Genomic DNA, 12,678 nt, shown 5'->3' with positions numbered 1-12,678 from the left:
GCTTGGAAGGGTAATGTATTTCGTCTCCTCTCCCGGGAATTATCGAACCAACGCCCTGTTGGAAAACTCCTTGTTTGGGCCGCGTAGCGCGGTCAACCACCCACTCAGAAATTCCGTTCCCAACGGACGGAAACACTCTTGCGCTTCCGTTGGCTGCTGAAAATCGCTACTCGAGGGGCGAAATGCCCAATCACGCGTAAGTCTGGGAATAGTGTTATATAGCGGCTCGCGTTACGCCAGATCCGAGAGGCTCTCGCCGACGCGGAAGCCGATCGGTTCACCGACCTCCTCGGAACCGAGTGCGACACCGAGTAACTGCTCGTCGGGATCGCTAATCGTCACCGTTTCGCTCGCCCGTGATCGGCCGTCTATTTCGGTGTCAGTCAGTTCGACGGTCACTTCGTACGAGCCGGCCTCGCCCCACACGTCGTCGTACACTGCGACGGACTGTTCGTCGTCTCCGGAGGCCGACCCTTCGTTGTCGTTCCCCGACTCCGACGGAGCGAGGTCGAACGTCTCGTCGAGAACCGTTTCACCGGCGGGGTCGCCGACGGCGATGGAACCGGCGACTCGTCGGTCGGTTTCGTTGAACACGTTGACCTGTTCGAGCAACCGGTCTCCGATGAAGTCCATTGCGGTCGTACAGCCGGCTATCGCTGTCAGTAGCGCCGTTGCGCTCGCAGCGAGAGCCGCCCGTCTGGTGTGGGTGGTGTCTCGAGGCGTCCGTTCCCGACTGTGATCTCGGCGGCGAATGCCGTCACTCGAGGCGTCGTTCCGTTCCATGGGTCGAACTCAGTGCCCCTCGATCGCGTCGATGACCATCGCGGCGGCCACGACTGGGACCCGCGGCACGGAACTGGCGTCGTCGATCTCGATGTCGTACCGATCTTTCATCGAGAGTTGCCCCGTGATCGAACCCACGTGGCCGCCGTCGGCGTCGGTGATTTCGTAGTGGTGTGGGATCAGGTTCCCCAAGAGCCCCGTCCGGAACAGACCGACGAACTTCCGAGACGTGATCGCCGCCAGCTCGGCGTCGGTCTCGGGGTCACGGATCGTCCAGGTCGCTCCCGTAATCTGCTCGAGGAGCGAGTACTCGTGGTCGAGAACGACGACGTCCTCGTCGCTTCGAGCGTCCGTGAGAACGTACTGGCCCTTGTAGTCCCGGATCTGCTGTGCCGTCACGGTGAACACGTCGTCACCGTCCGCATCGACGAACGGGAACTCCTCTTTGAGTTTGAACGTCTTTTGCTTCCCCTCGAGGACCGTATTACCGCGGTCGTCGAGGGCTCTGTACTCGTTCCGTATCAGGTTCTGTTCGACGGTGTACCGGTCGGCCGAGAGGTCGAGCCCCTCGATATCGTAGTTCGACGCCTCCATGGACAGTCCCTGTGGCCACGGAAGCAAGAACCCGGTTGCGGTGTCTCTCGCTCCGAAACAGGTCCGTTTCTGTCCCAGCGACTGTATCCGCCGTCGCCGTCGCCCGTCGTGCGCTGTCGCAAAGCCTTCGGCTCTGCTGAAACCCATTTGTTAGACACTGTCCTCGGTGAAAAGGCCGTTACGTAGGACTGCGAATGTACTACCGATCAATCTACCAGCTGCGGCCATATGTTCTTGCCTTCGTGCGAGATACAGCGCGCAAATTCAGCGCGACGAATATCCCAGTTGGACGGTCAACAATTTCTGTCGTCAACTGACCGAAAGTCTATCAGTTCACAGGCTTCTAACGGGTACTGTGGCCACTCTCCGCCAGCACCTGTACGGCGAACATCCGCTACGTGCGCTTGTGACTGTTATTGCGGTCGGGGGTACAACCGCGCTCCTCCTCATTCCATTCGGTCTTCTTGAAATCGGAGTCTCCGGACTGATCGGTACGGCCGTCTTTGCGATCGCCCTCGGCGTTGTCCCGGGAGTTGCTGGCGGAATTTGCGGCAGGTATCGGCTCGGATTTCCTGCGGCCGTTGGAAGTGGTATCGCTCCGGGTGTTGCGTTCTATCTCGTGGTAGCTGTCGGAGCGGCCCTTGAGGTGGGAAGCTTCGGTGGGGGTGATTCGCCGCTTGGGCCGTTCGCTCTTCTGTTGACGACGCCGAGTTTCCTCTTGGCGACAGCAGGCTTCACTCTCACTATCTTGGTGACTATACTACGCGAATAACGTTCGTAGGTTGTGTTCTAAAGTCTGGTACGCTTCATCATTAGCGTGATGAATCGACTCTCTATATCTTGCAGGCTGTTCCTGAAAGGAGTCGGGCAAATCTCGACCAGCGCTGGTATGTGAATCCCCTGTACTGAACGATAGAAACTTTTGTAGAGGCTACGTGTCGGAGCGCCACTCGGGGCGCATATCTATTTCGCCGTCTTCGGTGATAAGGATCTGTAGTTCGGCGAACCCCGAATCGAGCGGGATCTCCTCACGCACGGCAGTTTCGTCGTCCAACATCACCATCGCCAGCACCCCCGACGTATGGTCGATGGACGATAACTCAGCCTCATTAAACGTGTGTGTGTTAAGTTCTTCACCATCCATTTCGCTGTCAACAGCCGCAACCAAATGCACGCCAGAAAAGTAATGGGTGTAGCCAAGCCCGGTACTCGGGATCGACGTGATCGCAACCGAAACCATATGCTTCTCATCGTGCTGATTCTCCAGCACAATGGGCGCGTCGGGCTTATCATTTAGCTTCTTGGATAGGCTAGAACTGCACCCGGCCAGTCCGCCTAGCAACCCAGTGCCGAGGACGCTAAGCGCGGTTCGCCGTGAATGGCTCATATGTCCTGTGAAAATGAAAGTGGGATAAGCTTTGTGTACAGTTCTTCCAGCCAGTTCTTTCCGCGACCGCCTAGTCCCGCTATAGCTACCATGGATTCTTGACCGAGACGCGCACTACATTCAGCAGGTGGCTTTTGGCATATTCGGATAGATCGATAGCCGCTTCGGCAACTGCTTGCCCTGTATTGAGCGATTTTGGAGAGTCGAGATTGGGCGTACCAACCGTTCTATGATACCTCACCAAGATTTTCACGTCTTACTCTGAGAGATGTCAAGTGCTACGGATAGATTGTCGCGCAATCGAGCGAGCGGTGGATAGCTCGATCTCGTCAAACGTATCGTCTTCTTCGAGTGTCTCAATTACAGCGTCAACTGGTTCTGTGAACGTGAACATGAGGTGAACACCGCTTTTGAAGCCACCGCTCGTCCGCTCGCTTTCGAGTACACCATACGTTCCTGCTTTGTTGATGTGGCTGTTGACCGTTTCCTGTGTATAGACATCGCGGTCGGTGCGTTGGCAGATCTCCTGATACAACGTGTAAATTGCTGGACTTGGTGCCGCGCCATTATTCACATCCGCGACAACGGCCGCAGCATAAAGCGAGAGCTTCTTCTGGAGAGACATTCCACCAACAATTTCTAACACTCGGTTTTTCACGACTGAGTCATTGGCTGCGTGTACATGCCGCTCTGTAACAACTGTCTCTCCGTTCCTGTTTGCCAACTCTCCTGCATCACGAAGTAGGTCGATTGCTCGACGTGCGTCACCCTCGTTTTTCGCCCCGTATGCAGCAACGAGTTCGATGACGCCGTCATCGAGTGCCCCGTCTTTGAAAGCGTCGCGTCGGCGGTTGAGGATTTCGATGAGTTCGTTAGCATCATAATCGGAGAAATGGATACCGGTCGGATTGTACGAGCTATCGGTGTGGCTATCGAGATTCTCGCGGAATTTGGGATGGTTCGTGATCACGACCGTTGAGACGAGGGTATCGACATGCTGCTCGGCCATAACTCGGCTCAAGCTGTAGAGTAACCGAGAATACGCAGGCTCATCATCACTAGCGCGACCAGTAAGAGTGTCAATTTCGTCGAGTATGAACACAAGAGCATCGAAATGCCGGTCAACAATCTCGTAGAGGCGGACATATTTTGCATCGGTGGAGACACCTTTCCGAGGGATATCCCAGGAGACGCCGGCTTTCTTAGCGGTTTGATTTCCGAGTTTCCAGACAGCGCGGTCTAACGAGTGGGACTCCATCGTTTTGAAATTGACCGCAATAAAGTCGAAGTCAATCTTGTTCTGAGTGGCGCGTTCTTTTACCTTCTCAGCGACCGCTTTCACCGTGAGTGTTTTCCCAGTACCACTTGGCCCGTAGAGTAAGAGATCTGGGGGACGTTCGCCGTCGAGGGTGTCACGAAACGCCCGGGCCTCAGCTGCCAGTTGTTTATCACGGCCATAGATCCGGTTATGATCAACGATCGTGTTCGAGTCAACGAGTTGTTTATTCTCGAAAACTGTTTTTCGTTTGCCATCAAGGATGCTATCGACGATAGATGACTCAGAAGACTGATCTGTGATATCTTCGCTCCCATCTCCCTGCATGTCGGATGGGTTGTGATTCATTATCGGTGATAAACACTAAACTGCAATACCTTTTTCGAAATGAAGGGGGTGTAGTCGAAATGAAGGCACCATGATCGAAATGACTCAGGGTGCTATCGGAATCGAAGCAATAGGAGCAGTATCGAGATGAGGACACCGTGGTCGAAATGAAATTAGGTAGAGGGAGATGTTCCAGAGGCGAATCACCCTCACACCGCAATCGAAATGAAATCATAGAAATTGAAGACAGAGACTGTCCCATATCCAGCCTGAGAGCGGATTATGCGGTGAAACTGGCTGAGTAAGCCACCGTGATCGAAATGAACTCAAAGAAGTGACCTGTAGAATCAATATTTATTAGCAGTATCGCGTATGAGGCCCTGAATCTGTGTTTAACGCCCCAATTTCATTTCGAAAACGGTGTGTGGGGGTCGATTATCTAGACGTTCTATAACAGATTTCATTTCGAATACAGTGTGGGTGGGGTCCAGATCATTCCCACAGAGTCCAGTCAAAAATCATCACTTCCCTTTTCTAGCGGTTCTAAATCTTTCTCCCCAGCCTCAACTTTGCTCGCTCGATCCGCCACTCGTTATTATCGAACGCGATTTCGTAGTTCTGCTCACTACGCTTCAAGATCGACTGGATAGCACTCTCGGGGATTTCGAAGAATTCTGCAGTCGCTCGCTTCGACCGACCCTTCTTCACTTCCCTAATGAAGTTCTGTGCGCGGGCATACTCGTCTGGAACCTGGTACATGAACCCGTCCTCAACGTCGTAGCCGAACGGCGGACGACCGACGCGCTTTCCGTCACGGCGGGCTTTGTCGATACCTTGCTGAACGCGGTCTTTGATCATCCTCCTCTCTGCATCTGCGAACGTGATGAGGATGTTCAGCATTAGATCGCCCATCCAGTCTTCTTTCCCTGTCGTATCAACTGGCTGTTCCACTAAATCTAGACCAATCCCTCGATCACGGAGTTCCTCAACGAAAGACGCGAGTTCGCTGAATGATCGGCCGAGCCTATCGATCTCTGTTGAAACTACTACGTCGTATTCATTGAGTTCATCTCGAAGATCATTATACTGATTCCGGGCGAGAGATGCGCCTGACTCGACGTCTACAGAGGAAACAAGGCGAGTGCCTCGGGGCTTGACCCCGAGGTGGTTCACGAACCACGTAATGTTGTCTTCTTCGTACTTCGATGCGATTGAGTCGCGTTGTCTCTCGGCATCTTGATCGGCTAACGGTCGTTTGGCACATCTACTTACCGGCTGATTCAATCAAAGGGAGTTAGAACAAACCACCTACGAGTCTTTTTCTGACAATCTCTAGTATCTGAGTCAACCATATAGAATTAAAATGAATCTTGAAAATGACTCACTCAGACATATTCTCGGACATGAACCGTTTCGGGAACCGCTTCTCGTAGTCGTACACTTCGTATTCTTCGCGGTCGAAATCGGCAGTGATCGCATCGGGCTCGGATTCGAACGTGACGTGGCCACCTTGGATGTCGCGCTACCATTTGAGGCGTCCCGTATCGTACTTTTTCTCTGCTGGTTCGTCGGCTGGGAAGTACTCGGGTTCCTCTCGACCGGCTTCGTCGTAGAACTCGCGGAAGATGCGTCGAACGTCTTCGATAGTGCCGTTCCCGTCGGTCCAGGGTTGCTCGGTGAGCATCCGGCGGGCGACGTAGCTGAATATCGGATTTTCTCGTTCTAGTACTTGGGTGGGGTCTTCTTGGGCTTCCCGGAATCCTGGGTCTTCAGGGTTTGATGGGAAGGAGATGTTCAGAACGCAAATATATAAGTGAACCTGTCGAACGAGATGTTCGCCGTAAGTTCATCCATGCTTCAAATTACAACTAGTTGGCAATAAATCCGTCCAAGAGCAGTAGTTGCCTCTCTCCATCAACTACGCCGTCAACCTCGCTCAGGGTTTGCGCCTGCTTGCGATTCTGAAGATTTTGTTGTTGAAGCGATCCAGTAATCTGTTCTGACGGTCGCTAAGCCCGGTCAGTTTTCTCGACTCGCCTATAGGGGAACAATGGGTACTGTGAGCGATTGTAGGGCCAATATGCACTTTTACATTCTATTAATATATGTCACTACCATAGAATCTAGAACAAGGGTTTTTAATTGGATGGATGCTATTCCGCTTCGCGTCAGATGGCGAGTTCAAAATCACCTGCTGACATCACTCAACAGTTGCGAAGAGAACTCGGTGATGCAGCAGAAGACGTCCAACGAGCGTATAGGGACCTGCACACGTGGATGATCGATAAGGGAAAGAATCCAAGGAGAGAAATCGGACTTAACGAATCGACGGCAAAGAACTACCTCAACCGTCTTGATCAACTCCATCGATTCTCAATCACGTATTTCGATCCGGACGATCCTGCGAAAATCGAGGACGAGCATGCCGACAATCTCCTGTTGATGATTGATCGAGCAGAGATCACGAAACAACGAGGGAAGAACAAAGGCGAAGAGTACGGTGAATCGACGAAGAGAAAATTTGCCGACACTCTGGAGTGCTATTTCAGATGGCGGTATTACGAAGGGACGATGGACTACGAGTGGGAATCAAAAATCAACTTCAGTGACGAGAAAGGTGAATCCGCGTACCGATTCACCTACCGCGAACTGGGACTCTTGTTTGAGGCAGCAGAGTCCTATGGCGCACTCCCATCGTACTACGATACGCCTGTTGACGAACGGGAGAAAATAGATGGCCTCGTTGCACAGCGGCTTGGAATCCCGAAAGAAGACGTGACGCGAAACGATTGGTTGCATGCTGATTGGAGTGGGAAAGTCAACTCCATGGTAACCGTTGGGTTCGATGCTGGACTCGCACCGATCGAAATCGGAAACGCCGAAACGCATTGGTACGACCCGAAGTCGAACACACTCAAAATACCAACTGAGTACGCCTGCAAAGAACGCGAAAAAGAAGAGATAGGCCTGTCAGACAGGTCTGGAGATGTGCTGAGTGGGTGGTTTCAGGAGCGACGTCACCTCGAAAAGTACGATGGGAGCAACAAGATCTGGCTCAACAGGGAGGGAAACCCCTACCAATCCGGGAGTCTCTGTAACCTTCTGCGCAATCTATGCGAAGAAGCAGAGATCAAAACAGATGATCGGAAGATCGTCTGGTACAGTCTCCGCCAGACGATGGGGCGGAACGTGACTGCCGAGGGAGAACTGTCCGAAGCCAACGATCAACTGCGACACGAACGATACGAGACGACACAAGAGGCGTACAACCAGACCCCAGTCGAAAAGCTTCAACTCCGGCTCAACGAAACCCAGCGAAAAGCAGAGAAGGCAGCAGCAGATCCCGAATACAACCCCTTCGCAGAAGAGGCAGACGCGACCTCGTCAACAGCCACTACGAACACTCAACCAGCACAGGAGACAAACGAGACAACTACGGCGGTCTCCAAGACGCATGGCGGCGGCCTCCACATCGATGCGGTGATTCCGGATACGACTGAAGCCCGTGTCGATATCACGAGGCAAATCCTTCAAGACGGGACAGAAGAGTAACGCTGCCCCACTACACAGGGAACTACCCCATTCGATCTAACGCGTTCTTCCGGTCTTCGACCGGTGCTTGATCGTACTTCATCGTCGTTTCTGGCGACTTATGACGGAGTTGAGTCTGGGCAGCCGCGAGTCCTTCCTCACGCGCCATGTACGTTCCTGTCGAATGCCGGATGGCATACCAACTCATTTGCCGATTCTCTGTGGAGATCTCTGCGATCTCACAGAGCCGGTGAAGCAAATTCCGGAGTGACGAGGTCTGGTACGGATTGCTCCTTCTCGTCAACCAAAGCGCGTCGGTGTCATCGTACTTTTCGATCGTTGCTCGTTGTGTCAACCAGTGATCCAGCATCTCGACAGTCTGGGTCTGGAGACTAACAATCCAGTGTTCTGTATTCTTCGAGGACTCTTCTTTCGGGATTCGAAGGACACCGTTGTCGACGTCCACCCACGACGTTCGTGCGCGTTCAACCTCAATCGGGCGTAGACCACCATCGAGGCTCGTGGCGACAAGGCTCGGTATCTTCCATTTGTTCGCGCGTTCCCAATCTGCTTCCGTCACTTCTGTCTTCGGCTTCTCGAATCGTTGTGCCAGGTACGCAACCCACTGGTCTCGCTCGTCACCGTAGACGTTATCACGATTAGGGACACTTCCATACTCCAGTGACGCGTCGCGGATGGCAGTCCGCTCTTCGCGCGTTAAGTAATCCCGTGGCGTCGTTGATTGGTTTTTGCGGGAGAACGTAATCTCTGGCTCCCACTTGTCTGCACCCCGTTGATGATGACGCCACTTGTAGAGCATCATCAAGGCCTTCCGACACGAATTCTTGTGCGCGTTTGATTTCTGTTGGCCAGCTAAGTGGCGCAAGTAATTGTCAGCGTGGTCGTGAGTGAGACTCGTAGTGTACCCACCTTCCTGCTCCCAAACCCAGCGGTAGAACTGGTCCATTCGGAACGCGCGATTGCTGACGGTTGTTTTTGCGTACCCATCAGCTGTCTTCGGATCTATACCGAATGTTAACAGCCATTCAAGGCACTGTTCTCGCTCACTTCGGTAGTTGAGGAATTGCCGCTCATTTAGTAATTCTTCTGTCGGCCCAGGGATGAGCGTGATGTCTTCGAGGGGGTCGGTTGCCTGGTCCGCGTCTTTCATTGCCTGACCTCCGTGACGGGAACCCAGGTCGTTGCCTCTCGATTTCGCCAATCGCAAGACGGCGGCCGATTTTCCCCCTTGAACTTCATTGCCTCACGACACAGTGGAATCGCAAGACGGCGTCGGGGTCGATGCACCATCTGAACCGCATTGCCCGTGAACATACGTTTACCTGTGGTTAGTTCACGGTGAAAACCACGAGAAGGCGGCGGGGTAGGATGCTCCGACAGGGATTCGAACCCTGGTCATTGCCGTGAGAGGGCAATATGATTGGCCGGACTACACCATCGGAGCGTGCTGCGTCGTGTCCCGACGCGTCGCGAGTGCATTCCATCGTAGCGCCGTCTGACGTTTAAGCATTCCGTTTCGTCCCGGGGGTGTTGAACGCTCTCACGCAGGTATTTGTCGATCGAGCTACTCTTCGAACGGCGACTTGGTCGCCTCGGGTTCGAACCCCTCGAGGCTGATGATGTTCTCGCGGCCGACGCGGAGTTTGCTGATCGTGCCTTCCTCTTCCATGTCGGAGAGCAGCATGCTCACTTTGGACTTCGACCAGCCGGTGTCCTCGACGATGTTGACCTGTTTCATCCGACCGCCGTTCTCGCGGATGAGCTTGACGACGCGGTCCTCGTCGGTCAGTAACTCCTCGTTGGGGATCGACTCGGAGTCGTCCGCGGCGTCGGCTGAACCGACGGCGGAGCCGGCACCGGCGGCCGCTCCGCCAGCGGGAGCCGCCGGTTCGTCGTCGGACGTCGATTCGTCGTCGCTGACGGGACCGTATCGTCGGTACCAGACGGCGGCCACGACGCCGACGACGAGTAGCAGGACACCGACGAGGATCGGAACGAGGTTCCCGCCGAGCAGCCCCGTGTTGCCGTCGCCGATGGCGGCCGAATCGGGGCGATCGAACACGACTCGCGGCCGTCCGTCGATGAACTCCCGTTTGCCGCTCCAGCGAACCGACTCCGCGTCCGTGAGCGAGCCGCCGGCGTACTGGGCGTCGTCGGGTTCGATCGACCGGAAGGTCAGATCGCCGCCCGCCTCGATGACGATCGCCTGCTCCGCGGAGAGCGGCACCCCGTCGAAGACGTCCCCGACGACGAGCCGGTCGTCCTGCACGTCGGCGAAGTTCGTCCACGTAAACGACATCTCGACGACTCCGGTCGGCGTGAACTGGTCTTCGACCCGTACCGATCGCCGGAAGTTCGTCGCTTCCATCTCCCGGCCGGATTCCTGCATACCGGCCTGGGTCAGTTCGCGTGACTGGTTGGTAAACCGATCATAGAGGCCGGTCTCGTTGGCCCGGAACTCCTCGGCGAAGTCCTCGAAGTTCTCCTGGGTTCTGGTCGCGTTCTCGTCGTCGGTAAACCGCTGTTCGTATCGGAACGTCCAGGTCGCGCTGCCGTTCTCGTGGACGCGGATCTCGAACGTCGTATTGTCGAACTCCCGCGTCTCCTGTCTGAGCAGTCCCCGCGAGTCCTGGGGTGCGATCGCGGCCTCAGTCTGTGGCTCAACCGGCGTCGTCGAGACGGCGTCGCCCGGCCCGCCGGCCGCCAGCGATGCCGTTGTGCCGACGGCGAGGACGGACGAGAGAACGAGAAGGACGACGAGTCCGACGGATCCCGGCCGATTCATTCGTCTTCCACTACGTGCCGGAGCTAAAAATGCTTGTGAATATCGCTACCGAACCGATGGGGCCGGTTGTCATCCCCATCGGCGAGTCGGGTGGACACCCCAAGTGCCCGCCGCGACGGACGCCACGGCTGCGTGTCGATACCCACAAACCGATCGGCCGCGTACCGCTGGCTATGATTGCCAATCTCGCGCAGGGTGTCCAGGTGTTTACCAGCAACGTCTTCCTCGTCGACGGCGACCGACCCGTCGTCATCGATACCGGTGCGAACTTCGACGTCGTCGCGGCCGCTCGTAACCACGTCGACGACCTCGAGGCAGTAATTCTCACTCACACTCACCGCGATCACGTCGGGAACCTCGCGGCAGTCAAAGACGCCTTCGGCGTCGACGCGTGGGGTTTCGACCCGTCGATCGACGGCGTCGATCACGCCATCGATGACGAGGCGACCGTCCGGCTGGGCGACCACGAGTACGTCGCATTGCATACCCCCGGCCACAAGAACGACCACCTCTGTTTCTACTCGGAATCGGCCGGCGTCCTCTTCGCCGGCGATCTGATCTTCCAGAACGGGAGTTTCGGCCGAACCGACCTCGAGGAGGGCGACCGAGCGACGCTGATCGAGAGCATCGATCGCGTCCGTGAGCGGATCGACCCCGACCTTGCAGAGATGCACACCGGCCACGGCCCGAGCGTGACGACGGATCCATACGACCACGTCGAACTCTCGGCGCGGATGGCCCGACAGTCCTGACTGCGGGCGTTTTTGCGAGCTACGCCCGGCCGGCGGCGTCCAGCAGTGCGTCGTAGGCGTCCGCATACGCGCCAGCGATCCGTGCGGGATCGTCCCGGTCGTCGCCCCCGAGCGCCGGCAGCCGAACCCGCTCGAGGGGGTCGAGATACTCGAGAACGTCGGGGACGCGTTTCTCGACGGCCCCATCACGGGGGCTGGAGCTGGCGACCTCGCAGGCCCGAGCGTAGCGACCGCCCGGATAGATCCGGGCGCGGCCAGGTTCGACGGCCGCGACGGCCGCGATCGACGCCGGTTCGAGGGAGTCGAGCGGAAGCGCGATGTCGCTGTAGGACTCGACGACGGCCACCTCCGTGGCCTCGATCTCGGCAGCCAGTCGCTCGAAGGCGGGGACGTACTCGCGCTCGGCGAGGGCGTTGAACTCGTCGACGGTCTCGACGGGGAGGGCGTCGGAAAGCGGGAGCGCCTCGGCGACCCGGTCCGGCACGTCGGCGGTGGCGTTGCGAACGAACAGCGGGTCGTCGGGGTCCCGACCGATTCGGTCGATCACGAACTCCCGGTCCGAGCGGCCGAGCAGTCCCGTCCCGCCGTCGGGAGCGGGCCGCCACAGCCGATGGACGGGGTTGAGCCGTTCGGGCAGTCGCTCGCGGCCGCCGGCCGCCGAGAGTCGCGCGGCGTCTTTGCCGTACAGTCGCCCGTCGGCGAGTGCCCGGCGACAGTCGTCGTGGTCGAACCAGAAGTCATTGCCGGCACGGGGCTTGTAGCCGACCGCGCCGGTCCGCTCGAGGAGGCCGGCCGAGAACGTGGTCTTGCCGGCGTCGACACGGTCGGCACCGACCACGAGCAGGATCATTCCCGCAGGCCGTAGTAGCCGGGTTCGTCCTCGTCGCGGGGTTCGGCGACTACGAGGTCCTCGGCGTTGGTCATCACCCACGGAATCGCCCAGTCGAGCAGGATATCCTCCGTCTCGCGGTCGATGTCGGCGTCCGGTTCGATCCCCTGGAGCAGGCGGGCGATCTCGTAGACGGTGTACATCCGGTCCTCCTCGAGCAGTTCCGCGGGGGTGTAGAAGTCACACGGCGGGAGACTCTCGAACTCCGATTTGGGTACGGGCATACACCCTCGTACCGCCGGCTGACGCCTAAATGATTCGTTCGGGAGTCGAGCGCCGACGGTGAGGTCGGGTCCACGCGTCCGACCGCCCCGAGTCAGCGACAGATGCCAC

General features: G+C 56.8%; 12 protein-coding genes, 1 tRNA gene and 1 pseudogene. 3 read left to right on the top strand and 11 right to left on the bottom strand.

Annotated features, from left to right (window positions below; translation table 11 throughout):
* Positions 1–231: 231 nt before the first annotated feature.
* Together NATPE_RS08295 and NATPE_RS08290 are read right to left on the bottom strand one after the other, a co-directional pair.
* A complete protein-coding gene (locus NATPE_RS08295) occupies positions 232–783 on the bottom strand; it encodes a hypothetical protein (protein WP_015298901.1) in 552 nt (183 codons plus the stop codon).
* A 9-nt stretch (positions 784–792) separates the two neighbouring features.
* Positions 793–1,377: an LURP-one-related/scramblase family protein gene (locus NATPE_RS08290; RefSeq protein WP_015298900.1), complete on the bottom strand. Its 585-nt coding sequence runs from the start codon at positions 1,375–1,377 to the stop codon at positions 793–795.
* Between the two features lie 355 nt (positions 1,378–1,732).
* Between NATPE_RS08290 and NATPE_RS08285 the strand changes: the two genes are divergently transcribed.
* On the top strand, positions 1,733–2,149 hold the full coding sequence (locus NATPE_RS08285; protein ID WP_006182197.1) for a hypothetical protein: 417 nt from the start codon (positions 1,733–1,735) through the stop codon (positions 2,147–2,149).
* A 159-nt stretch (positions 2,150–2,308) separates the two neighbouring features.
* Here the strand turns inward: NATPE_RS08285 and NATPE_RS08280 are convergent, their stop codons facing one another.
* The 4 genes and pseudogenes from NATPE_RS08280 to NATPE_RS23410 all read right to left on the bottom strand — a co-directional run.
* Positions 2,309–2,764 (bottom strand): hypothetical protein, encoded by a 456-nt coding sequence (locus NATPE_RS08280; protein WP_015298899.1) that lies wholly within the window; start codon positions 2,762–2,764, stop codon positions 2,309–2,311.
* 271 nt (positions 2,765–3,035) lie between these two features.
* Entirely contained in the window at positions 3,036–4,388 is a 1,353-nt protein-coding gene (locus NATPE_RS08275; RefSeq protein ID WP_015298898.1) for a Cdc6/Cdc18 family protein, read from the bottom strand.
* Positions 4,389–4,910: 522 nt separating this feature from the next.
* Positions 4,911–5,540 (bottom strand): recombinase family protein, encoded by a 630-nt coding sequence (locus NATPE_RS21080; RefSeq protein WP_241432762.1) that lies wholly within the window; start codon positions 5,538–5,540, stop codon positions 4,911–4,913.
* A gap of 214 nt (positions 5,541–5,754) precedes the next feature.
* Positions 5,755–6,159, bottom strand: a pseudogene (locus NATPE_RS23410) (hypothetical protein); the annotation flags it as partial.
* Positions 6,160–6,539: 380 nt separating this feature from the next.
* On the opposite strand from NATPE_RS23410, the gene NATPE_RS08265 reads away from it, so the two are divergent.
* A complete protein-coding gene (locus tag NATPE_RS08265; RefSeq protein WP_049804919.1) occupies positions 6,540–7,919 on the top strand; it encodes a site-specific integrase in 1,380 nt (459 codons plus the stop codon).
* A 22-nt stretch (positions 7,920–7,941) separates the two neighbouring features.
* Here the strand turns inward: NATPE_RS08265 and NATPE_RS08260 are convergent, their stop codons facing one another.
* From NATPE_RS08260 to NATPE_RS08250, 3 genes are all read right to left on the bottom strand, one after another.
* Positions 7,942–9,069, bottom strand: a complete 1,128-nt coding sequence (locus NATPE_RS08260; protein ID WP_006182191.1) for a tyrosine-type recombinase/integrase — start codon at positions 9,067–9,069, stop codon at positions 7,942–7,944.
* A 219-nt stretch (positions 9,070–9,288) separates the two neighbouring features.
* Positions 9,289–9,363, bottom strand: a tRNA-Glu gene (locus NATPE_RS08255).
* Between the two features lie 120 nt (positions 9,364–9,483).
* Positions 9,484–10,704, bottom strand: a complete 1,221-nt coding sequence (locus tag NATPE_RS08250; RefSeq protein ID WP_006182190.1) for a helix-turn-helix transcriptional regulator — start codon at positions 10,702–10,704, stop codon at positions 9,484–9,486.
* A gap of 173 nt (positions 10,705–10,877) precedes the next feature.
* Here NATPE_RS08250 and NATPE_RS08245 point away from each other — a divergent pair, with 173 nt between their 5' ends.
* Positions 10,878–11,456, top strand: coding sequence for an MBL fold metallo-hydrolase (locus tag NATPE_RS08245; RefSeq protein ID WP_006182189.1), 579 nt, complete (start codon positions 10,878–10,880; stop codon positions 11,454–11,456).
* A 19-nt stretch (positions 11,457–11,475) separates the two neighbouring features.
* Here the strand turns inward: NATPE_RS08245 and NATPE_RS08240 are convergent, their stop codons facing one another.
* Both NATPE_RS08240 and NATPE_RS08235 read right to left on the bottom strand, forming a co-directional pair.
* On the bottom strand, positions 11,476–12,306 hold the full coding sequence (locus tag NATPE_RS08240) for a hypothetical protein (RefSeq protein WP_006182188.1): 831 nt from the start codon (positions 12,304–12,306) through the stop codon (positions 11,476–11,478).
* Positions 12,303–12,569, bottom strand: a complete 267-nt coding sequence (locus NATPE_RS08235; protein WP_006182187.1) for a DUF5827 family protein — start codon at positions 12,567–12,569, stop codon at positions 12,303–12,305. Before NATPE_RS08235 ends, NATPE_RS08240 begins: the two co-directional genes overlap by 4 nt.
* Between the last annotated feature and the right edge of the window lie 109 nt (positions 12,570–12,678).

This window comes from Natrinema pellirubrum DSM 15624, assembly GCF_000230735.2.
Classification (GTDB): domain Archaea; phylum Halobacteriota; class Halobacteria; order Halobacteriales; family Natrialbaceae; genus Natrinema; species Natrinema pellirubrum.
Note: the sequence above shows the minus strand (reverse complement) of the source record. Positions and strands in the feature narration are given on the sequence as shown.

Coding starts and splice junctions, on each gene's coding strand:
- NATPE_RS08295 (WP_015298901.1), bottom strand. CDS start 783: ATGGAACGGAACGACGCCTCGAGTGACGGCATTCGCCGCCGAGATCAC.
- NATPE_RS08290 (WP_015298900.1), bottom strand. CDS start 1,377: ATGGAGGCGTCGAACTACGATATCGAGGGGCTCGACCTCTCGGCCGAC.
- NATPE_RS08280 (WP_015298899.1), bottom strand. CDS start 2,764: ATGAGCCATTCACGGCGAACCGCGCTTAGCGTCCTCGGCACTGGGTTG.
- NATPE_RS08275 (WP_015298898.1), bottom strand. CDS start 4,388: ATGAATCACAACCCATCCGACATGCAGGGAGATGGGAGCGAAGATATC.
- NATPE_RS08265 (WP_049804919.1), top strand. CDS start 6,540: ATGGCGAGTTCAAAATCACCTGCTGACATCACTCAACAGTTGCGAAGA.
- NATPE_RS08260 (WP_006182191.1), bottom strand. CDS start 9,069: ATGAAAGACGCGGACCAGGCAACCGACCCCCTCGAAGACATCACGCTC.
- NATPE_RS08250 (WP_006182190.1), bottom strand. CDS start 10,704: ATGAATCGGCCGGGATCCGTCGGACTCGTCGTCCTTCTCGTTCTCTCG.
- NATPE_RS08245 (WP_006182189.1), top strand. CDS start 10,878: ATGATTGCCAATCTCGCGCAGGGTGTCCAGGTGTTTACCAGCAACGTC.
- NATPE_RS08240 (WP_006182188.1), bottom strand. CDS start 12,306: ATGATCCTGCTCGTGGTCGGTGCCGACCGTGTCGACGCCGGCAAGACC.
- NATPE_RS08235 (WP_006182187.1), bottom strand. CDS start 12,569: ATGCCCGTACCCAAATCGGAGTTCGAGAGTCTCCCGCCGTGTGACTTC.